Raw genomic sequence first — 19,925 nt, 5'->3', positions numbered from 1 at the left:
GTCAACGGATGAACACAGCGGCGCGATCTTTGCGGACGCGGCGGCCTCGCGCCAGGTGGAGTCGACACGACCGCACCACCGGGTGTCGGGCTGTGACCGGGACGCGCGCAGGGGGGTGGTGGACCCCGCTCCTCAGGGCGCCGTCGTGGCCCGGTCGAGCGCGAGGGCGAGGGCGCCGAGGACCGGGGCGTGCTCGGCGAGCTCGGCGACGACGACGTCCGCCGTGCGGGTGGTCCCGGGCAGCGCGGCGGCCTCGAGCGCGGCGTGGAGGGGGGCGAGCAGGAAGTCGCCGGCCTGGGCGAGCTCGCCGCCGACCACGATGCGCCGCGGCGTGAGCACGGTGCAGAAGCCGGCGAGGGCGACCCCGACGTGGTGCCCGGTGTCGGCGAGGACACGGCGGGCGGGGGCGTCGCCGTCGCGGGCGAGCGCCACCATCTCGGCGACGGTCAGCGGGGCACCGACGAGCGGCTCGAGCAGCGCCGTGACGGTGCGCGTAGACACCACCGTCTCGAGGCACCCGCGGTGCCCGCACCGGCACACCGCGGCGTGGCGGTCACCCGGGTCGACGGCGACGTGGCCGATCTCGCCCGCGGTGCCGTCCGGGCCCCGGTAGAGGCGCCCGTCGAGCACCAGCCCGGCCCCGACACCGTCCGAGAGTTTGAGGAACACCCCGTCCCGGACCTCGCGCAACGCGCCCCAGCGCTGCTCGGCGAGGGTGCCGAGCGTGGCGTCGTTGTCGACCCAGCTCGGGACCCCGAGGTGCTCGGCCACGCGACCGGCCACCGGCACCCCGACCCACCCGGGGAGCACGCCGGAGACCCCCACCGCACCGGTGGCGCGGTCGACGGGCGCCGGCAGCCCGACCACCGCTCCGCGCAGCGCCTCGCGCCGGACGCCGGCCTGCGCGAGCGCCTCGTCGATCAGGCTCGCCGCGGTCGCCAGGCCCTCGGCGACCCCGTGGTAGTCGGGCAGGTCCGCGCGCAGCTCGGAGCGCCCGGGCGGATCCGGGTGCCCGGCGGCGGCCGACGGGTCGGCGACGTCGGCCAGGGCGACCCGCAGGTGCCGGTGCCCGACGTCGATGCCGGCGACCACCCCCGCCCCGCGGACGAGCCGGACGGCCCGGACGCGTCTCCCCGCACGCACCTCGTCACCCGCCGTCAGCAGGCCCGCGGCGCCGAGGTCCCGCACGATGTTCGACACCGTGGCCGGCGCGAGGCCCGTGGCGCCGGCGATCTCCGCCTGCGTCGGCGCACCGCCGGCGCGGACGGCGTCCACCACGCGGCGACGGTTCGCGTCGCGCAGACCGGACGGCGATCCGGGTCGCGGCGCTGTGTTCATGAGATGAACGATAAACCGTAAGCGTGTGCTCCACGTCACGCTTCCTGCGAACGGAGCAGCGACCGCCCCGGGTGGACCGGTGGGACGGAGGGGTCGAGCGGGGCCCGTGGGACGACCGGTTGGTGGGGCGGCGGGGTCGGCGGGGTCGGCGGGGTCGGCGGGCGAGCGAGGGCGTCCCTCGCTGCGTCCGGCGCAGTCGGGGCGTCCCTCGCTCCGGCCATCGCGGCGGGCGCGGCGGGGTCGGCGGGCGAGCGAGGGCGTCCCTCGCTGCGTCCAGCGCAGTCGGGGCGTCCCTCGCTCCACACCGTGAGGCGCCACACCCCCTCCGGGTTCGCCGGCCTCAGTCGCGCCAGACGCGCTGGAGCATGTGCCAGTCGGCGGGGTGCTCGGCGATGTCGGCGGCGAAGCGGTCGGCGACGGCCTGGGTCGCGGCCGGGACGGCGCTGCGATCCGGGACCGGGACCGGCGGGTGGATGCGGAACCCCCACCCCTCCCCCGACCCGTCCCCCGGATCCTCGGTGAACCACAGCCCCACCGGCAGCAGCGTCGCGCCGGTGCTCGCGGCGAGCGCCGCCGGGCCGGGCGGCATCGTCGCCCGCCCTCCGAAGAACGTCACCGGCACGCCGTGGGCGGACAGGTCGCGGTCGGCGACGAGGCAGACGACCCGTCCCTCGCGCAGCGCCCGCACGAGCCCGCGCACCGGGGAGTCGCCGCCGGTCATCGGCAGGATCTCCATGCCGAGGGACTCGCGGTAGGCGACGAAGCGCTCGTAGAGCGACTCGGGGCGCAGGCGCTCGGCGACGGTGGTGAAGCGCCCGGAGTGGGCGACGAGCCAGAGGCCCGCCATGTCCCAGTTGCCGGAGTGGGTCAGCGCCACGACCGCCCCACGGCCGGTGGCGAGCGCGGCGTCGAGGTGCTCCTGGCCGTGCACCACCGGCCTGCGGACCAGCGCCTCGTGGTCCATCCCCGGCAGCCGGAACGCCTCGCGCCAGTACCGGGCGTAGGAACGCAGGCCCGCCGCGGTGAGGGCGTCGAGCTCGTCCGGACCGGCGTCGGGACGGACCCGCGCGAGGTTCGACCGCAGGCGCCGCACCCCGGGCCCGCCGCGGCGCGCGGCCAGGTCGGCGCCGGTGGCGAACGCCCACCGCGCCACCGGCTCGGGCACCGCGCGCACCAGCCGCCAGCCCGCCGCGTAGCCCAGCTCGGCGGCGCGCTGCGCGGGGGTGACGACGGACGGGGCATCGCCTGCCGTCCTGTCGTTCGCCATGTCGGTCGCCGAGTCGGTCACGCGGTCCCCCCGGAGTTCTCGGGATGGTCGGAGTTCTCGGGACGGCCGGGGTTCTCGGGACGGCCGGGGTTCTCGGGACGGCCGGCGTCCTCGGGACGGTCGGCGTGGTCGGTGACGCCCGTCGCCGCGCCGTACTGCTCGCGCGCGCTGTGCCACACGGCCACGATGCGCTGGCCGACGGTGATCACCGAGCCGATCGTGAGCAGCCACAGTGCGACGTCGAGCGCGTACGGCACGCCGATCCCGGTGAGCCCGACGCCGGCGAGCCCGAGGATCAGCCGCTCGGCACGTTCCACCAGGCCGCCGTCGGCCCGCAGGCCCGCGGCCTCGGCGCGCGCCTTGATGTAGGAGATCAGCTGGCCGGTGATGAGGCAGGCCAGCGCGAGGCCCGCGAGCAGGGGCCGGTCCTGGGCGAACGCCCACCACGTGATCCCGGCGAAGACCGCGCCGTCGACGAGGCGGTCGCCGACGGAGTCGAGCACGCCCCCGAAGGGACTCGTCACCCCGCGCGCCCGGGCCATCGCGCCGTCGAGGACGTCGAGCAGCGCGAACACGGCCACGACGAGCGACGCCGCGAGCAGGTGCCCGGTCGGGATGAGCCACAGCGCCGAGGCGGTGGAGGCCACGGTGCCGAACACGGTGACCGCGTCGGGGTGCACGCCGCGCCGGACCAGCCAGGCCGCGGTGGGCTCGACCCCGCCCTTGATCGCGGCGCGGGCCCATTGATTGATCATGGCGAGGGCCACGCCGCGGACAGGACGGACCGTGTCTCGGCGAGCAGCTGCGGGATCACCTTCGTCTGGCCGATGACGGTGATGAAGTTGGCGTCGCCGCCCCAGCGCGGGACGACGTGCTGGTGCAGGTGGTCGGCCAGCGAGCCGCCTGCGACGTGCCCGAGGTTGATGCCGACGTTGAACCCGTGCGGGGCCGCCACCGTGCGCAGGGCCCGCACCGCCTGCTGCGTGACCGCGACGAGCTCGGCCGACTCCTCGAGGTCCAGCTCGTCGAGGCCCGCGACGTGGCGGTACGGCACGACCATGAGGTGCCCGGGGTTGTACGGGTGCAGGTTGAGCACGGCGTAGACGCGCTCGCCGCGGTGGAGCACCAGGCCGTCGCCGTCGTCGAGGGTCGGGATCCGGCACAGCGGGCACTGCCCGGACTCCTCGCCGGTGCCGGCCGCGCCCGCGATGTAGGCCATCCGGTGCGGCGCCCAGAGGCGCCGGAACCCGTCGGGGGTCCCGGCGCCCCGGAGCTCGTCGAGATCCTCGGACTCCGCGATCTCCGGCCCTACGTCACCGCTCATCAGGGCAGGAACTTCTCCGCGTCGGGTGAGGCGTTCTCGCGGCGGCGGACCCAGTCGACGACGGCGGCGACGGCCTCGTCGACCGGCACCCCGTTGCGCTGCGACCCGTCGCGGAACCGGAACGAGACCGCCCCGGCGTCGGCGTCCTTCCCCCCGGCGAGCAGCAGGAACGGCACCTTGAGCAGCGTGTGGTTCCGGATCTTCTTCTGCATCCGGTCGTCGGAGTCGTCGACGTCGACGCGCAGGCCCTCGGCGCGCAGGCGGTCGGCGATCTGCGCGACGTACTCCGCCTGGTCGCCGGACACCGGGATGCCGACGACCTGCACCGGCGCCAGCCAGGCCGGGAACGCGCCCGCGTAGTGCTCGGTGAGCACCCCGAAGAAGCGCTCGATCGACCCGAACAGCGCGCGGTGGATCATCACCGGCCGCTGCCGGCTGCCGTCGCTCGCGGTGTACTCGAGCTCGAAGCGGTCGGGCAGCATCAGGTCGACCTGGATCGTCGACATCTGCCAGTAGCGCCCGATGGCGTCCCGGGCCTGCACGCTGATCTTCGGCGCGTAGAACGCGGCGCCGCCCGGGTCGTCGACGAGGTCGAGCCCGAAGCTCGAGGCCGCCTCGCGCAGCGCGTCGGTGGCGTCCTCCCACTCCTGGTCGGTCCCGATCGACTTCTCCGGGTTGCGGGTGGAGAGCTCGAGGTAGAAGTCCTCGAGGCCGTAGTCGCGCAGCAGGCCCAGGACGAACGTCAGCAGCGACGTGATCTCGCCGGCCATCTGCTCGCGGGTGCAGTAGATGTGCGCGTCGTCCTGGGTGAAGCCCCGCGCGCGGGTCAGGCCGTGCACCACCCCGGACTTCTCGTAGCGGTAGACCGTGCCGAACTCGAACAGGCGCAGCGGCAGCTCGCGGTAGGACCGCCCGCGCGCCCGGTAGATCAGGTTGTGCATCGGGCAGTTCATCGGCTTGAGGTAGTAGTCGATGCCCTGGCGCTTGACCGTGCCGTCCTCGGCGCGCTCCTCGTCGAGGTGCATCGCCGGGAACATGCCCTCGCGGTACCAGTCGAGGTGACCCGACGTCTGGAACAGCTCGCCCTTGGTGGCGTGCGGGGTGTTGACGAACTCGTAGCCGGCCTCGGTGTGGCGCTGGCGGGAGTAGTCCTCCAGCTCCTTGCGGATGATCCCGCCCTTGGGGTGGAACACCGCGAGCCCGGAGCCGATCTCGTCGGGGAAGCTGAACAGGTCGAGCTCGGCGCCGAGGCGGCGGTGGTCGCGGCGCTCGGCCTCCGCGACGCGCTCCAGGTAGGCGTCCTGCGCCTCCTGCGACTCCCAGGCCGTCCCGTAGATGCGCTGCAGCTGGGCGTTGCGCTGGTCGCCGCGCCAGTAGGCCGCCGCGGAGCGCAGCACCTTGAACGCCGGGATGTACCCGGTGGTCGGGATGTGCGGACCCCGGCACAGGTCGCCCCACACGCGCTCGCCCGTGTGCGCGTGCACGTTGTCGTAGGCGGTGAGCTCGCCGGCGCCGACCTCCATGATCTCGGAGTCCTGGTCGGCGTCGGTGCCCTTGAGGTCGACCAGCTCGAGCTTGAACGGCTCGCCCGCCAGCTCCTCGCGGGCGGCGTCGAGCGAGGCGTACTCGCGGCGCACGAACCGCTGCTTGGCCTTGACGATCTTGCGCATCGCCTTCTCGAGGGCCTCGAGGTCCTCGGGCGTGAACGGGCGCTCGACCGCGAAGTCGTAGTAGAAGCCGTCGGTGATCGGCGGCCCGATGCCGAGCCTGGCGTCCGGGAAGAGCTGCTGCACCGCCTGGGCCAGCACGTGCGCCGCCGAGTGGCGGATCACGGCGCGGCCGTCCTCGGTGTTCGCGGGCACCGGGGCGACGTCCACGTCTTCCTCGGGCGCCCAGGCGAGGTCCTTGAGCACGCCGTCGGGGGCCCGGACGACGATCACGGCCTCGTGCCCGGTGAGCGGCAGGCCGGCGTCGCGGACGGCCTGGCCGGCGGTGGTGCCCGCCGTCACCCGGACGCTGTCGGCGACGGCGGGGCGGGACGGGGCGGGCGAGGACACGGCGGATCTCCGAAACATCGAGGGTGGTCCGTCGAGCTTATCGAGCGCCCGCGACCACCGTGTCCGCCCGGCCCGAGCGCGGCGTCCCCCGCCCCACCACCGCCTCCAGGAAGGCGGCGATCGCCCGCACGGCGGCGAGGGTGCGGGGCGTGGGCACGAGGTCGAAGCCGTGCTGGGCGTGCGCGAGCTCGGCGTGCACCACCGGCGCCGTCGACACCGCCCGCAGCCGGCTGACGAACGCGCGGCTCTGCGCGGGCACGACGATCGCGTCGGCGGAGCCGTGCAGCACCATGAACGGCGGGGCGTCGGGGTGCACGCGCGCCGCCGGGGAGGCGGCCACGTACGGGTGGGCGTCCTCGACCAGCGCGGTGGGCATCATCGTCTCGGCCAGCAGCTCGTCGAGGGTGCCGCTGCCGTCGTCGCTGGTCAGGTCGTAGATGCCGTAGAGGCAGACGGCGGCGGCGACCGAGGTGTCGGCGTCCGGGAACCCGGGCTGCCAGGCCCCGGGGGTGAGCGCGGCGAGCGCGGCGAGGTGGGCGCCGGACGACCCGCCCGTGATCGCGATGCGGGCCGGGTCGCCGCCGTGGTCGGCGATGTTGGCGCGCGTCCAGGCCAGCGCGCGCTTGACGTCGACGATCTGCGCGGGCCAGCGCTCGGCGGGCCCGAGGCGGTAGTCGACGCTGACGCACACCCAGCCGCGCTCGACCATGTGCGCCATCAGCGGGTGGGCGTCGGCGGCCTTGCTGCCCGACGACCATGCCCCGCCGTGGATCTGCAGCAGCACCGGCGCCCCGGCGTCGGCGGGCAGCAGCGGGTCGCGCCAGACGTCGAGGAGGTTCGCCACCGGATCCGGGCCGTAGGCGACGTCGCGGGCCGTCGCGTACCAGTGGCGCGCGAGCACGGAGCGCACGACGCCGGCCCGCGCCGGGAGCTCCACCGGGCCGATCTCGGCGCGCAGCGCCTCGGCGAGGACCTCGGAGTCGGCGCGCGCCCGGCGGTCCAGGGTGAGCAGCACCCCGACCGCGCCCGCGGTCACGGCGAGCCCCGCCTGCCCCGCCGGGTTCCACAGCGCCCCGCGGCGGGCGGCCACGCCGGCCGCCGAGCCGAGGAGCACCGCCGTGGCGCGCGGGGTCTCGGTGGCCGTCGAGGACAGCAGGCTCCCCAGGACCGCCGCCGGCCAGCGCCGGGTCAGCGGCCGCAGGCCCGCGCCCGCGATCAGGGCGGCGACCGCGCCGACCGCGAGCGCCGGCCGGGCGCCGGGTGCCCGGACCGCCGCGAGGAGCGCCTGCGCGGACCGGTGCACCCCACCATCCTGGCCCTCCCCCGGACCGGGCCCGCGCCACGGCCCGGGGGGAGTCGCGCACGACACGGCACGCACGCGACGGGAGAGAAGGTGACGGGGCCCGCCATCGTCCGTCCTGGCGTCTTCGCCCGATCCTGCGACACTGGGCGCGTGAGCGACGGTGTGTGCGCGGCGTCGGACGCCCCGCGACGGCACCCGTGGGCCGACGTCCCCGACACGGCCCGCGATCGGCTGCGCCCCGTGGTCCTCGGCACCGGCGACGAGATCATCGCCGAGGTCCGCGCCGAGGTCGCCGAGTACGCGCTGTCGATGAACGGCGAGTTCGGCCGGCGCATCCGGCTCGGGGTCTCCGTGGCGCTCGACCAGTTCCTCGACCTGCTCGGCACCGACGCCGCCCTGCCCGACACCACCGTCTACTTCGAGCTCGGCCGCGTCGAGCACCGCCACGGCCGCACCATGGACGCCCTGCAGAGCGCCTACCGCATCGGCTCGCGGGTGCTGTGGCGCCGCATCGCGGGCACGAGCGGCGAGCACGGGCTCGAGGCGGAGTCGATCTTCCGCCTCGCCGAGGCGCTCTTCGCCTACATCGAGCAGCTCGCCGCGGCGTCCGTCTCGGGCTACGCCTACGAGCAGTCGCTGGCCGCGGGGTCACGCCAGGCGCGGCAGCACGCCCTCGTCGAGCGCCTGTGCCGCACGCCCGCCCCCGACGGCGCCGAGCTCGAGGCGCTGGCCCGCGAGGCGGGCTGGTCGACGCCGAAGACGGTCGCCGCGCTGGTGACCAGCGAGGAGTCGCTGCCGCTGGTGTGCCGGCGCCTGCCCCCGGACGTCGCGGGGTCGGTCGTCGACCGTCTCGGCGTGGTCTTCCTCCCCGATCCGGAGGGACCGGGGCGGCTCGAGGTCGTGGCCGACGCGCTGCGCGGCACCACGGCGGTGCTCGGGCCGACGGTGGAGCCGGACCAGGTGCCGCGCACCGTCGCCCGCGCCCGCGCCACCTGGGCCCTGCACCTCGAGGGCCACCTGGGCGACGAGGGCCTCGTGCGCTCCGAGGACCACCTGCTCGCCCTGCTCCTGCACGCGGACGTCACGCTCACCGCCGACCTCGTGGCCCAGCGCCTCGAGCCCCTGCGGCGCATGACGTCGGCGGCCCGCGACCGCGCGGTGACGACGCTGACGGCGTGGCTCGACGCGCACGGCGACGTCGGCGAGGCCGCCACGCGCCTGCACGTGCACCCGCAGACCGTGCGCTACCGGCTCGCGCGCCTCAAGGAGGCGTTCGCCGGGGTGCTGGACGACCCGGAGGGCCGCCTCGAGGTCGCCCTCGCCCTGCGCGCCGGGGGGCCCACCCTCGCGGAGGGCTGAGCCACCCGGGCGCGAACGGGGACTTCGTGCGCCTAGAAGCAGCGAACAGCCCGTTCGCTGCAACCGGAGGTCGTCAGGCCGCGGCCGGGGCGGCGGCGTCGAGCGACTCGGCGCGCCGGCGGCCGAACGGCAGCGCCCGCAGGCGCCGCTTGGCGAGGCCCTTGTGGCCGCCGGGGAACGACAGGCGGGCGATCTTGGCGAGCACGCCGCCGTACTGCTTCCACATCGGGCCCGCGTGGTACGGCAGCCCGTAGCGGCGGCACAGGTCGCGGACCTGCGGCGCGATGGTGCCGTAGCGGTTCGAGGGCATGTCCGGGAAGAGGTGGTGCTCGATCTGGTGCGAGAGGTTCCCGGTCATGATGTGCAGGAGCTTCGAGCCCTCGATGTTGGCCGAGCCCAGCATCTGACGGACGTACCACTCGGCCTGCGTCTCGTTCTCCAGCCGCTCCTCGTCGAAGGTCTCCACCTCGACGGGGAAGTGACCGCAGAAGATCACCGCGTGGGACCAGACGTTGCGGACGAGGTTGGCGAGCAGTCCGCCGACCAGCGCCGGCACGAACGAGGGCCCGGACAGCGCGGGGAAGACCACGAAGTCCTTGAGGGCCTGCTTGCCGGCCTTGCGGCCCATCGCCTTGAGCTCGGGCATCTTCTCGGCCCAGGTCTTCTCGCCGCGCTGGACCTGGTCGATCTCGAGGTCGAAGGCCGCGATGCCCCACTCGAAGATCATGGCGAGGCCGGCGTTGGTGAAGGTCTGGAACAGGTAGATGGGCTCCCACGGCTGGTCGGGGTCGACCCGCAGCACGTTGTAGCCGATGTCCCGGTCCTTGCCGTGCACGTTGGTGTACGTGTGGTGCAGGTAGTTGTGGGTCTGCTGCCAGCTCCGGGCCGTGGAGACGTGGTCCCACTCCCAGGTGGTGGAGTTGATCTCCGGGTCGCGCATCCAGTCCCACTGGCCGTGCAGGACGTTGTGGCCGATCTCCATGTTCTCGAGGATCTTGGCCAGGGCCAGCGACGCGGTGCCGACCAGGAACGCCGGCGGGAACAGCGCGCCGAGCAGCAGGACGCGTCCCGCCGCCTCGAGGCCACGCTGGGTACGGATGACGCGGCGGATGTAGCGCGCGTCGTCGTCGCCGAGCGACGACATGACCTGGTCACGCAGGACCTCGAGCTCGGCACCGAGGCGTTCGATGTCCTCGGTCGACAGGTGCTCGGTCGACGGCGTGATGTGCGCGGTGCTGGCCCCGGGGCGGCCGGGGCCCATCGGCGTCTTGGCCTGGTTGATGCGGGTGATGTGCTCGGGAATGGTCTCGAGGGTGGTCACGAGGCCTCCTCTGTCCTACGGGAGTCCGGGGGGAGCTGGGCGAGCGCCCGTCGGCCCGCTGCTGATCACGTCCCCGACGGTAGGGACCGCGCCGACGCACGGGCTACGCGAGGAGTGAGGACTCCGGGGCGAAACCTGTTGCAGGACCTCAAAGCCGGGCCCCACACCGCCACCGGGTGCCCCGATCCGTGACCTCGCCCACGTCCGGGCGGCTCCCGGGGTGTGTCAGCAGCGTCCGAGCAGCTCCACGAGCTCGGCCACCGACGCCGGGTGCCGCGGGGCGTTGCGGCTGACCGGGTCGGCCAGCGCCGTGCGCGCCAGGGCCTCGCGGTCGTCGGGGGCCGCGCCCAGGTCGGCCACCGAGACCCGCGTGTCGACCTGCTCGAGCAGGCCTCCCAGCGCGTCGGGCAGGGCGGCGGGCCGGGACAGGCCTACGGCCTCGGCGGCGCGTCCCCACCCCGCGGGGTCGGCGTCGAGCGACCACGCCACCACCTCCGGTAGCACGGCGGCCAGGGCCGGCCCGTGCACCGCGCCGGTGTGCAGGCTCAGGGCGTGCGCGAGCCCGTGCACCAGGCCGAGCCCGCTGCGCGTGAGCGCCTGCCCGGCCAGGTGTGCCGCGACGAGCATCTCGGCGCGCGCCCGCGGGTCGCTCCCGTCGGCGACCGCCACCGGCAACCACACCCACGCCCGGCGGACGGCCTCGGCGGCGAACGCCTCGGACATCGGGTCCCGGCCGCGCGAGGCCAGCGACTCGATGCCGTGCACCAGCGCGTCGACGCCGGTCGCGGCGGTGGCCGCGGGCGGCAGGCCGAGCGTGAGCTCCGGGTCGAGCACGGCGACCCGGGGCACGACGCTCGCGTCGCCGCAGTAGACCTTCTGCCGGTTCGCGGGGTCCTCGAGCACCCCGAAGCCGTTCGTCTCGGCCCCCGTGCCCGCCGTGGTCGGGACGGCCACGAGCGGGAGCCCCGCCGCGGGCGTCACCCCGCTGCCGTCGGCCCGGGCGCCGGGCGACGGCGCGAGCAGCGCGATCCCCTTGGCGGCGTCGAGGCTCGACCCGCCCCCGAGCGCGAGCACCGCGTCGAGGCCCAGGGCCCGCGCCTGCTCGGCGCCGTCCTCGACGACGGCCACCGTGGGGTTGCCGCGCACCGCGTCGAACACCTCGACGACCGCGCCCGTGGCGGCGAGCGGCCCGACGACGGCGTCCACGACCCCGGCGGCGCGCAGGCCGGGGTCGGTGACCACGAGCACCCGCCGCGCGGACAGCGCGGCGAGGTGCGCGGGGATTCGGGCCACCGCGCCGGGCCCGAAGTCGACGACCGGCCCGGGGCCGGACAGGAACGCGGTGCCGGCGGCGACGCCGGCGCAGGGGGCGTGGACGTCGGTGCGGTCGGCCGTGCCGGTCACGGGACTCCTCCTGCGGGTGTGCGGTTCTTCTCTGTGGCTGTCGGTGGCTGTCGGTGGCTGTCGGTGGGTGGCGATCCCGGCGCCGCGGGGGGGGTCGGAGCCGGGACCGCCGTCTCGGGGGTGCCCGTCAGGCGAGCACGGCGCCCAGCCCGGGCGCCTCGGGCACGACGAGCATGCCGTCGGGGTCGGGGCGCAGCGGCTCGGCGAGCAGGAAGTCGCGGCGCTCCGGGGTCCAGCCGCCGGCCGGGTCGTCGGGGAACTCCAGGTAGGGACCGGCACCGACGCCGGCGGCGACGTGCAGGTTCGCGAGCAGGCCCAGGCCGTTGGTCCAGGTGTGCGGGGTGAAGCGGCGGTGCCGCGCGCGGGCGGCCTCGGCGAGCTGTCGGGACCGCGTCATCCCGAGGGCGAGCACGACGTCGGCCTGGTAGACGTCCAGCGCGTCGGCCTCGAGGAGCGCCAGGGTCTGCGGCAGGGAGTCCAGCATCTCCCCCGCCGCGATCCGCACACCCGGGTTGTCCGCGCGCAGCAGGCGGTGCCCGTCGACGTCGGCGTAGGGCAGCGGCTCCTCGACCCAGGCGACCTCGTACTCGGCGAGGCGGCGGACGACCCGCCGGACCTCGGCGAGCTCGAGCGGCTCGGTGACGTCGCCGCCCATCCGCCAGGCCTGGTTGAGGTCGACCATGATGTCGAGCCGGTCGCCGACGGCCTCGCGGACGGCGGCGACGGCCGCGACGCCCTGGCGCAGACGCCGCGGGTGGGCCCGGATCTTGACGGCCCGGATGCCGTCCTCCACCAGCCGGTGGGCGTCCTCCGCCCGGCGTCCGGGCGGCTGCTCGGAGCACCAGGACGCGTAGACGGGTACGCGGTCGGTGACGCCGCCGAAGAGCGTGGCGACGGGCAGGCCGGCGACCTGGCCGACGATGTCCCAGAGCGCGGACTCGAGCGGCCAGAACCGGCCGGCGTGGAAGCCGATCGACTCGATGCGTCGCACCTGCAGCTCGGTGGCGAGCGGGTCGGTGCCGAGGAAGAGCTCGCGGTAGCTGTCGAACCCGGCCATGGTGTCGCCCGAGCCGACGCCGACGACGCCCTCGTCGGTCTCGACGCGCACGATCGTCGCGTCGAAGCGGGTGCGGGGCTCGGGGTCCCAGGCGGCGTGGCAGGGCGGGTCGAGGACGGTCTCGCGGTGCTCGAGACGGATGTCGGTGATCTTCACGTCGGCCTGTCCCCCTCGCGGTCCGGCGCGGGTCAGTAGAGGAGCCGCCGACGGGTGGGGCAAGAATCCGTGCGGTGAGCGCAACTCCGCTGCTGGGGACGGGTCTGCTGGGGACGGCCGTGCTGGGCCTGCACCTCGCCGCCGTCTGGTTCTGCGTCGGGCTGGTCTGGATGATCCAGCTGCTCGTCTACCCCGGGTTCGCCCACATGGTCGGGAGCGACTGGGGGGCGGTGCACGACCGGCACACGCGGATCATGGGCCTGCTGGTCAGCGGGCCCTGGGCGGTGCAGGGGCTGACGTGCGCGGTGCTGCTCGTGTGGCGGCCGCCCGGCGTCCCGTTCGTGCTCGCGCTCGCGGCGGGGCTGTGCGGGGCCGCCACGGTGGGCGTGACCGTCGCCGTCTCGGTGCCGTGCCACCGGCGGCTCGCGCAGGGGTGGGACCCGGCCGTGCACGCGCGGCTCACGCGCACCAACTGGTGGCGCACCGCGGCCTGGACGCTCGGCGGGGCCGTGGCGCTGGTGATGCTGGGGCTGGCGTCGTGACAGGGCCCCGCTCGGCGGGCCTGCGCCGCGACATGGAGCTGCTCGACGTGCTGTCCTCGCCCGAGGCGCTGACGGCCGGGCTCGGCGTGGCCCGGGTGGCCGAGGAGACCGGTCGCCAGCCCAGCCAGGTGTCGCGGGCCCTCGCCGCCCTCGAGGAGGAGGGCCTCGTCGAGCGCGACCCGGCGAGCCGGCGCTACGCCCTCGGCTGGCGGCTCTACGCCTTCGCCGCCCGCACCACCGAGGCCCGCCTGGTCGCGCTGGCCCGCCCCGCGCTCATCGCCCTCGCCGCGCGCACCGGCGAGCAGGCGTCCCTCTGCCGCCTGCACGGGGCCCGCGTGGCCACGCTGCTGACCGCCGACGCCGGCGGTGGGCCCGCCCGGGCGCGCTTCGACGTCGACGACATCCCGGCGGCGACGACGTCGACGGGCCGGGTGCTGCTCTCCGAGCGCGACGAGGCGGCCGCCCGGGCGGTCGGCGCCGAACCCGAGATCCTCGCGCGGGTGCGCGCGGCGGGCCACGCCGTGGTGGACGGCGAGTTCGACCTCACGCTCGCCGGCGCGGCCGCCCCGGTGCGCGGGTTCCACGGCGGGATCGTGGCCGCGCTCACCGTGTCCGGCCCCGCGCCGCGCCTGCGCCCCCACCTCGCCGCCCACGCCGCCGCCACCGCCGCGGCCGCGAGCGACCTCTCCGCGCACCTCTCTCCCCCGTGAGCGAAGTTCCCGGCCATAGCCGGGAACTTCGCTCACGTACGGGGCAGGAACCAGACGCCGAGGCCGACGAGGGCGACGGCGCCGCCGAGGACGCACACGCCGAGCCAGCCGCCCGCGGGGTAGACGACCGACGTCGCCGCCGAGGCCAGCGTGCCGCCGATGAACACCGAGGTCATGAACGCGGTGGTGATGCGGCTGCGGGCCTGCGGCGCGAGCGCGTAGATGACGCTCTGGTGGCTGATCTGCAGGCTCTGCTGGGCGAGGTCGAGCACGACGACGCCCGCGATCAGCGCCACGATCGACGCCCCGCCGAGCCCGAGCAGCGCCCAGCTGGCCACGAGCACCACCAGCCCCAGGGTGACGACGAGCCGCCCGTGGCCGCGGTCGGCCAGCCGGCCCGCGAGCGGCGCCATCGCCGCCCCCGCCAGGCCCGCGAGGCCGAACAGGCCGACGACCGCCGGACCGAAGCCGTAGGGCGGCGCGGAGAGCAGGAAGTCGGCCGAGGTCCACAGGATCGTGAAGCACCCCATGCCGACCGCACCCAGCAGCATCCGCCGGCGCAGCTCCGGCTCGTGGCGCACGAGGCCGAGCACCGAGCCCAGCAGGCGCGGGTAGCTCGTCGACTCGGTGGGCGGGACGACCGGCAGCACCAGGCGAACCACCACCGCCAGCGCCACCATGACGCCCGCAGCCAGCGCGAAGACCCAGCGCCACCCGCCGGCCTCGGCCACGAACCCGGCGACCGTCCGCGCCCCGAGGATGCCGATGAGCAGGCCGCTCATCACGGTGCCCACGACGCGGCCGCGCTCGTGGTCGCCGGCCAGCTGCGCCGCGAGCGGCACCGCGACCTGCGCGACGGCCGAGGTCACCCCGACCAGCGCGACGGCCGTGGCGAGCAGCGCGAACCCGGGCGCCGCCGCGGCCAGCCCGAGCACCACGGCGCACCCGAGCAGCAGCAGGCTCACCAGCCGTCGGCGCTCGAGCAGGTCGCCGAGCGGGACGACGAAGGCGAGCGCGAGCGCGTAGCCCACCTGCGAGGCCGTGACGAGCAGCGCGGCGGTGCCGTTGCCGACGCCGAACTCCTCGCCGATCGTGTGCAGCAGGGGCTGCGCGTAGTAGATGTTCGCCACCGCGGCGCCGCACACCACGGCGAGCAGCAGCGTGCGGGCTCGCCCGATCCCGGCGGTGGATTCGGCGGTCGAGACGTCGGCGCTCACCGCACGACCGTGCCGCAGGACGCGATCACGGACCCGTGGTCGAGACCGATCCCACCGTCGACCCGTCCGATTTGTGAGCACTTTCCGCTCCGATCGGGACGGAGAGCGCCCACGTCAGGCACGGAGGCGGCGGCGTGGGACGCCGGCCCGCGACGCGTCCAGGAGATCGTCGCCGACTCTGTCGCCGCCGGGGACGGTCACGGTCGCCGGCCCCACCCGCAACGTCCCGGAGCCCAGCGCCGCGCACCGCACCCCGGCGCGCCCGCGGAGGGCGGCGTGCGCACCGGGGGCGAGCACCACGTCCATCCAGGCGCACGGCGCCGCGGGACGGCCCCCGCCGAGGCGCACCGGCCCGTCGCCGGAGTCGAGGGCGAACTCGCGGGAGCGCAGGGCCTCGACGTCCAGCCCGCGGGTGAGGATCGTGCGGCGGGCCGCGACGGGATCGAACGGCGGGACGCCGAGCTCGGCGGCGACCGCCTCGAGCGCCTCGACGGCGAGCACGGTGACCGCGGCGTCCCGGTGCGCGGCCTGCCCCGCGTAGCGGTCGCCCACCACCCCGTACCCCGCGCGGATCTCGATGTGCTCGGGCGTGCTGGTGGGCACCGCCACGGGGCCGTCGCCCGGGCGCCCCTCGTAGGCGTGGCCGCTCGAGACGACGAAGCCGACGATCTCGATGCCGATCACCGCGCCCACGGTAGGCCCGACCGGAGTGGGGCGGCTCACGCCCACCGGCCCGGCCGGCGTCGCTGTGCCGAACGCCGGAACCGGGTCTCAGCCGTCTGCCGATCGAGGCGACGAAAGCGCAGGTGAGTGACACTCCGGCGTCAAAGCGACATCCGAATTCTCACGATGGTGTAACGAAATCCCGTCTGTGTACGGTATCCCTGACAGGTCGCCCACCGATCGGGTGAGCAGCGACCACGGACGTGGGCACACGGTGACGCGAGTGAGGTGACGTGGCGAGCAGGCAGGCCGTACGGATCGGACCAGCGGGCGCGACGTCGCCGCGCAGCTCCGACCCCGCTGACCCGGTGACCCGTCCCGTGGGTCTCCGCACCCGCCCGGCGCGCCGCTCCTCGGATCACGACGCGCCCACCATCACGCTGCGCACCACCATCGCGCCGACACGCGCGCCCTCCCCCACGCCGACGCCCGCGCCGGCCCGGCCCGCGAAGGCCGACGCACCGACGGCGACGGCCGCGGCACCGAAGGCGACCGTCGCCCCCACCTCGCCCCGCACCGGCCGCAGCAGCCGCCGCGCGACGTCCGCGGCCACGGCGGTCACCACCGTCAGCGTCCTGGTGCCGGCCCACAACGAGGAGGCGGGCATCGCGGCCACGGTGGAGGGCCTGCTCGCGCAGGACGTCCCCGAGTGGCTGCACATCGCCGAGGTCGTCGTGGTGGCCAACAACTGCACCGACCGCACCGCCGAGATCGCCCGCCGCTACCCCGTGACGGTCGTGGAGATGGCGCACAACCCGGACAAGAAGGCCGGCGCGCTCAACCACGGCTGGCGCGAGACCGCGCGCGGCGCCGACCTCGTGCTGACCATGGACGCCGACACCGAGCTGCTGCCGGACACGGTGGCGGCGATGGCCGACGAGCTGCGCGGCAACGCCGTGCTCGGCGCGGTCTGCGCCCGGTACTGGGCGACGCCGGGCCGCGGCCTGGTCTGGCGGCTGCAGCGCCTCGAATACACCCGGTACGACGACCTGCGCGACCTGCGCCGCTGGAGGGTCTCGGTCGCCAGCGGCGCCGCGGCGATGTACCGCAACGTCGCGCTCGAGGCCGTCGCCGCCCACCGCGAGGCCGGCGAGCCGTGGGACGGCACGTCCCTGATCGAGGACTACGCACTCACCCTGGAGCTCAAGGCGCGCGGCTACCGCGTCGCCGCCGCCCGCCAGGCACACGTCTACACCACCCCGCCCGCCTCGTTCCGCGAGCTCTGGGTGCAGCGCATGCGGTGGGGACGCGGCGGGATGGACGAGTGCCTCAAGCGCGGCTGGTCCACCTCGACGCGGCTGGACTGCCTGTCCTACGTCCTGTTCGGCTTCAGCGTGTTCTTCCGGGTGCTGTTCCTGACGATGCTCGCGCTGATGATCATCTACGCGGTGCCGTTCCGGTACGCGCTGTACGGGCTCATCCCGCTCGGCGTGATGTGGCTGGAGCGGATGACGTCCATGTGGCGGGTCCCCGACCGCGGGTGGCGCGACGTCGTGCTGTGCGCGGTGCTGGTGGTCGAGGACTTCTACGGGTTCTTCCTGGAGCTGTGCGCGGTGGTCTCGGCGTGGCGGTGTCTGAACGCCCGCCGCCAGGCCTGGTAGTCGGATCGGGATCGTCGAGAGAATCGGGAAGAGGACGGATGTACGGCGAGCACTCGATGTACCTCACGAGCGCGGTCGGTGGCGGCACCACCGGCTTCGCGCTGGCCGCGGCCACGGGCATCAACGCCATCGCGGCGGTACTCATGGCGGTGACCGTGCTGTTCACGCTGCTGCTGGTGGTGCGGATCGTGCGCCGCAGCCTGCGTCCGTTCCGCTGAGGTCGCGCAGGCGTGTCCTTCGACGACCGGCGTCGCAACGTCCGCTCGCTGCTCTTCTTCCTCCTCGCGCTGCTCGGCACCGTGGTGATCTCGGTGGCCTCGTCGGTCGTCGCGACGAGCTCCGAGCGCGAGAAGGCGCTCGTCGGCCCCCGCTACGTCCCGACGGCGCTCGACCGGGCGCTGCCGCCGACGACCGGGACGGGAGCCGGGCCCCGGATCGCGCTCACCTTCGACGACGGCCCGTCGCCGCAGCTCACCCCGTACATCCTCGACGTCCTGGCGGCGAAGCGGGTGCCCGCCACCTTCTTCCTGCAGGGCGACCAGTCCGAGCGGTACCCCGACCTGGTGCGCCGCGTGCAGGCGGAGGGCCACGTCGTCGCCAACCACGGCTGGGACCACGCCTACTTCCCGGACCTGACCCCCGAGGAGGCCGAGAGCGAGATCGTGCGGACCGACGAGGTGCTCACCGAGATCACCGGCCAGCGGCCGAACCTGTTCCGGTACCCCTTCGGTCAGGGCTCGGCCGCCGGTGACGCCGCCCTGGCCCGGCTCGGTCTCGGTGGCGGGGTGCACTGGAAGTGGACCTCCGACCGGCCCGGCGACTTCGAGTGCCCGGGGTCGCAGGCCCTCGTCGACCTCCTCGTGACCGAGGCCACCGACCAGGCGATGATCCTGCTCCACGACGCGGGCGACACGCTCGAGTGCCCGCCGAACCAGCTCGAGTACCTGCCGCGAGCCATCGACGAGCTGCGCGCCCGGGGCTTCACGTTCGGCGTGGTCGCTCCGTCGCCGGTGCCCTCCGCGGTCAACCGGGGCTCGCTGGCCGCGGTGGTCCCCCGGTGAGGGCACTGCTCATCCTGCTCGCCGCCGCCCTGTTCGCCGTGTCGTGCGCGCAGGCCCCTGCCAGCCAGAGGACGTCCGTGCCCACGCCGTCGCCGCTCCCGGACGCGTTCGCCGACCGGCTCGTCGCCGACGGTGTGCCGGACCCGTTCGGGGCCGGCGGACCGCCCGACGCCCGCGCGTGGACCAGCGCCATCCAGGCACCGAACCGCCAGACCGACCGCGACGTCGGCGCGGCCGGGATCGCGCACGGGCTGCTCGCGCTCGCCGCGGCCACTCCCGACCCGGCGGCCCGCGAGCGCCACCTCGCCGGGGCCCGGTCCGCGGGCGACTTCCTGCTGGGCGCCTCGCGCGGCGGCCGGGTGCCCGACTACGTCAACCCCGACGGCCCGGCGGCCCGCGCCTACACCTCGTTCGACGACGGCGCGGCCGGGGTCGCCGAGGTGCTGTGGCGCCTGGGCGACGCCACCGGCGACGACCGCTACCGCGCGGGCGCCCGGGACTCGCTGCGCTGGGTGCTCGACCGCGCCGAGGGCGTCGACGGCCTGCCGTGCCCGCAGATGTGCCGGTGGGCCTGGGTCGACGGCGGGAGCGAGCCGCCCTCCTACCGCCACGGCATGGGCGAGGGCCAGGCCGGGATCGTCTACGCGCTGTCGGTGATGGCCGAGCGCACCGGCGACCCGGAGCTCGCCGCGCACGCCGCCGGCGGCGCGGCCTACCTCTCCAGCCGCCTCGACGACGACGGCGGGCTGCCCGAGCGCGCCGACGAGCCGCGGCGCAACACCGGGTTCCTCTCGGGCACCGCCGGCGCGGCGTTCGTCTTCCTGCGGATGTACCAGGCGACGGGCGACGAACGCTGGCGCCGGGACGCGGAGGCCGCGCTCGGCTTCCTCGACCGCACCGCGCAGCCCGCCGGCGGAGGCCTCACCTGGCCGATACTGCTCGGCGCCGGGTCGGGAGCACTGACGCCGGACAACCCGAACAGGGCCACGGGCATGGAGGAGGGCGCGGCGGGCATCGGCTGGGTGTCGCTGCAGGCCCACGCGATCCTCGGCGACCCCCGCCACCTCGAGCGGGCGCGTGCTGCGGGCCGGTGGCTCGTCAGCGTCGCCCTGGACGAGCCGGTGGGCCTGGCGTGGGCCGAGTACGAGGGCAGCCGGACCGTCCACGCCTCGACGAACAGCGGCGCGGCGGGCACCGGCTGGTTCCTCGACTCCCTGGGCCGCGTGACCGGCGACGGCGAGTTCGCCGCCGCGGCGCGCGACGCCCGCGCCTGGCTGCTCGCCGTCGCCACCCCGGAGGGGCACTGGGCCGCGACCCGCCAGAACGGGACGTGGACCCTGGACCGCGAGCCCTCGTGGCACTGGGGCTCCGCGGGGGTGATCGGCTTTCTGAGCCGGCTCGCGGGCGGTCCCGTCGACAGCCCCGGGATGCAGGAGGTCCTCGTGCCCCTGCAGGGCCCGGCCACCGGATAGGCGGGCCCGCGGG

The 19,925-nt window shown here is 75.5% G+C and carries 19 protein-coding genes; 7 read left to right on the top strand and 12 right to left on the bottom strand.

What is annotated here, in order from left to right:
- Window positions 1–132: 132 nt before the first annotated feature.
- The 6 genes from PH191_RS23765 to PH191_RS23740 form a co-directional block, all read right to left on the bottom strand.
- Window positions 133–1,338, bottom strand: a complete 1,206-nt coding sequence (locus PH191_RS23765) for an ROK family transcriptional regulator (RefSeq protein ID WP_274197103.1) — start codon at window positions 1,336–1,338, stop codon at window positions 133–135.
- Between the two features lie 340 nt (window positions 1,339–1,678).
- Window positions 1,679–2,605 carry a phosphatidylinositol mannoside acyltransferase gene (locus tag PH191_RS23760; RefSeq protein ID WP_274197210.1) on the bottom strand — a complete coding sequence of 309 codons (927 nt, stop codon included), beginning with the start codon at window positions 2,603–2,605 and terminating at the stop codon, window positions 1,679–1,681.
- 17 nt (window positions 2,606–2,622) lie between these two features.
- Window positions 2,623–3,372 (bottom strand): phosphatidylinositol phosphate synthase, encoded by a 750-nt coding sequence (gene pgsA, locus PH191_RS23755; RefSeq protein ID WP_337994093.1) that lies wholly within the window; start codon window positions 3,370–3,372, stop codon window positions 2,623–2,625.
- Entirely contained in the window at window positions 3,357–3,929 is a 573-nt protein-coding gene (locus PH191_RS23750) for an HIT family protein (RefSeq protein WP_274197102.1), read from the bottom strand. Before PH191_RS23750 ends, pgsA begins: the two co-directional genes overlap by 16 nt.
- On the bottom strand, window positions 3,929–5,986 hold the full coding sequence (gene thrS, locus PH191_RS23745) for a threonine--tRNA ligase (RefSeq protein WP_274197101.1): 2,058 nt from the start codon (window positions 5,984–5,986) through the stop codon (window positions 3,929–3,931). Before thrS ends, PH191_RS23750 begins: the two co-directional genes overlap by 1 nt.
- Before the next feature lie 37 nt (window positions 5,987–6,023).
- Window positions 6,024–7,289 (bottom strand): alpha/beta hydrolase, encoded by a 1,266-nt coding sequence (locus tag PH191_RS23740; protein WP_274197100.1) that lies wholly within the window; start codon window positions 7,287–7,289, stop codon window positions 6,024–6,026.
- 150 nt (window positions 7,290–7,439) lie between these two features.
- Here PH191_RS23740 and PH191_RS23735 point away from each other — a divergent pair, with 150 nt between their 5' ends.
- Window positions 7,440–8,648 (top strand): PucR family transcriptional regulator, encoded by a 1,209-nt coding sequence (locus tag PH191_RS23735; RefSeq protein ID WP_274197099.1) that lies wholly within the window; start codon window positions 7,440–7,442, stop codon window positions 8,646–8,648.
- A 73-nt stretch (window positions 8,649–8,721) separates the two neighbouring features.
- Here the strand turns inward: PH191_RS23735 and PH191_RS23730 are convergent, their stop codons facing one another.
- From PH191_RS23730 to PH191_RS23720, 3 genes are all read right to left on the bottom strand, one after another.
- A complete protein-coding gene (locus PH191_RS23730) occupies window positions 8,722–9,873 on the bottom strand; it encodes a fatty acid desaturase family protein (protein ID WP_274192267.1) in 1,152 nt (383 codons plus the stop codon).
- A 321-nt stretch (window positions 9,874–10,194) separates the two neighbouring features.
- Window positions 10,195–11,373 carry an iron-containing alcohol dehydrogenase family protein gene (locus PH191_RS23725; protein WP_274197098.1) on the bottom strand — a complete coding sequence of 393 codons (1,179 nt, stop codon included), beginning with the start codon at window positions 11,371–11,373 and terminating at the stop codon, window positions 10,195–10,197.
- Window positions 11,374–11,500: 127 nt separating this feature from the next.
- A complete protein-coding gene (locus tag PH191_RS23720; RefSeq protein ID WP_274197097.1) occupies window positions 11,501–12,586 on the bottom strand; it encodes a mandelate racemase/muconate lactonizing enzyme family protein in 1,086 nt (361 codons plus the stop codon).
- Window positions 12,587–12,660: 74 nt separating this feature from the next.
- On the opposite strand from PH191_RS23720, the gene PH191_RS23715 reads away from it, so the two are divergent.
- Complete coding sequence (locus PH191_RS23715; protein ID WP_274197096.1) at window positions 12,661–13,128, top strand: hypothetical protein; 468 nt, start codon at window positions 12,661–12,663, stop codon at window positions 13,126–13,128.
- Entirely contained in the window at window positions 13,125–13,838 is a 714-nt protein-coding gene (locus tag PH191_RS23710) for an IclR family transcriptional regulator (protein ID WP_274197095.1), read from the top strand. The genes PH191_RS23715 and PH191_RS23710 overlap by 4 nt, the downstream gene beginning before the upstream one ends.
- A gap of 32 nt (window positions 13,839–13,870) precedes the next feature.
- Here PH191_RS23710 and PH191_RS23705 read toward each other — a convergent pair whose 3' ends face one another.
- The 3 genes from PH191_RS23705 to PH191_RS23695 form a co-directional block, all read right to left on the bottom strand.
- Window positions 13,871–15,055, bottom strand: a complete 1,185-nt coding sequence (locus tag PH191_RS23705; RefSeq protein WP_274197094.1) for an MFS transporter — start codon at window positions 15,053–15,055, stop codon at window positions 13,871–13,873.
- Window positions 15,056–15,169: 114 nt separating this feature from the next.
- Window positions 15,170–15,739, bottom strand: a complete 570-nt coding sequence (locus PH191_RS23700; RefSeq protein ID WP_274197093.1) for an MOSC domain-containing protein — start codon at window positions 15,737–15,739, stop codon at window positions 15,170–15,172.
- Between the two features lie 397 nt (window positions 15,740–16,136).
- On the bottom strand, window positions 16,137–16,340 hold the full coding sequence (locus PH191_RS23695) for a hypothetical protein (RefSeq protein ID WP_274197212.1): 204 nt from the start codon (window positions 16,338–16,340) through the stop codon (window positions 16,137–16,139).
- 16 nt (window positions 16,341–16,356) lie between these two features.
- Between PH191_RS23695 and PH191_RS23690 the strand changes: the two genes are divergently transcribed.
- Genes PH191_RS23690 through PH191_RS23675 form a run of 4 tightly spaced genes read left to right on the top strand, consistent with a single transcriptional unit; the run spans window position 16,357 to window position 19,912 of the window.
- Entirely contained in the window at window positions 16,357–17,379 is a 1,023-nt protein-coding gene (locus PH191_RS23690; RefSeq protein ID WP_337994092.1) for a glycosyltransferase family 2 protein, read from the top strand.
- Between the two features lie 38 nt (window positions 17,380–17,417).
- Window positions 17,418–17,597, top strand: a complete 180-nt coding sequence (locus tag PH191_RS23685; RefSeq protein ID WP_274197092.1) for a hypothetical protein — start codon at window positions 17,418–17,420, stop codon at window positions 17,595–17,597.
- A gap of 12 nt (window positions 17,598–17,609) precedes the next feature.
- On the top strand, window positions 17,610–18,440 hold the full coding sequence (locus PH191_RS23680) for a polysaccharide deacetylase family protein (RefSeq protein ID WP_274197091.1): 831 nt from the start codon (window positions 17,610–17,612) through the stop codon (window positions 18,438–18,440).
- On the top strand, window positions 18,437–19,912 hold the full coding sequence (locus PH191_RS23675; protein ID WP_274197090.1) for a lanthionine synthetase LanC family protein: 1,476 nt from the start codon (window positions 18,437–18,439) through the stop codon (window positions 19,910–19,912). Before PH191_RS23680 ends, PH191_RS23675 begins: the two co-directional genes overlap by 4 nt.
- Window positions 19,913–19,925: the final 13 nt, after the last annotated feature.

Source organism: Actinomycetospora callitridis (assembly GCF_028737265.1).
GTDB lineage: Bacteria > Actinomycetota > Actinomycetes > Mycobacteriales > Pseudonocardiaceae > Actinomycetospora > Actinomycetospora callitridis.
Note: the sequence above shows the minus strand (reverse complement) of the source record. Positions and strands in the feature narration are given on the sequence as shown.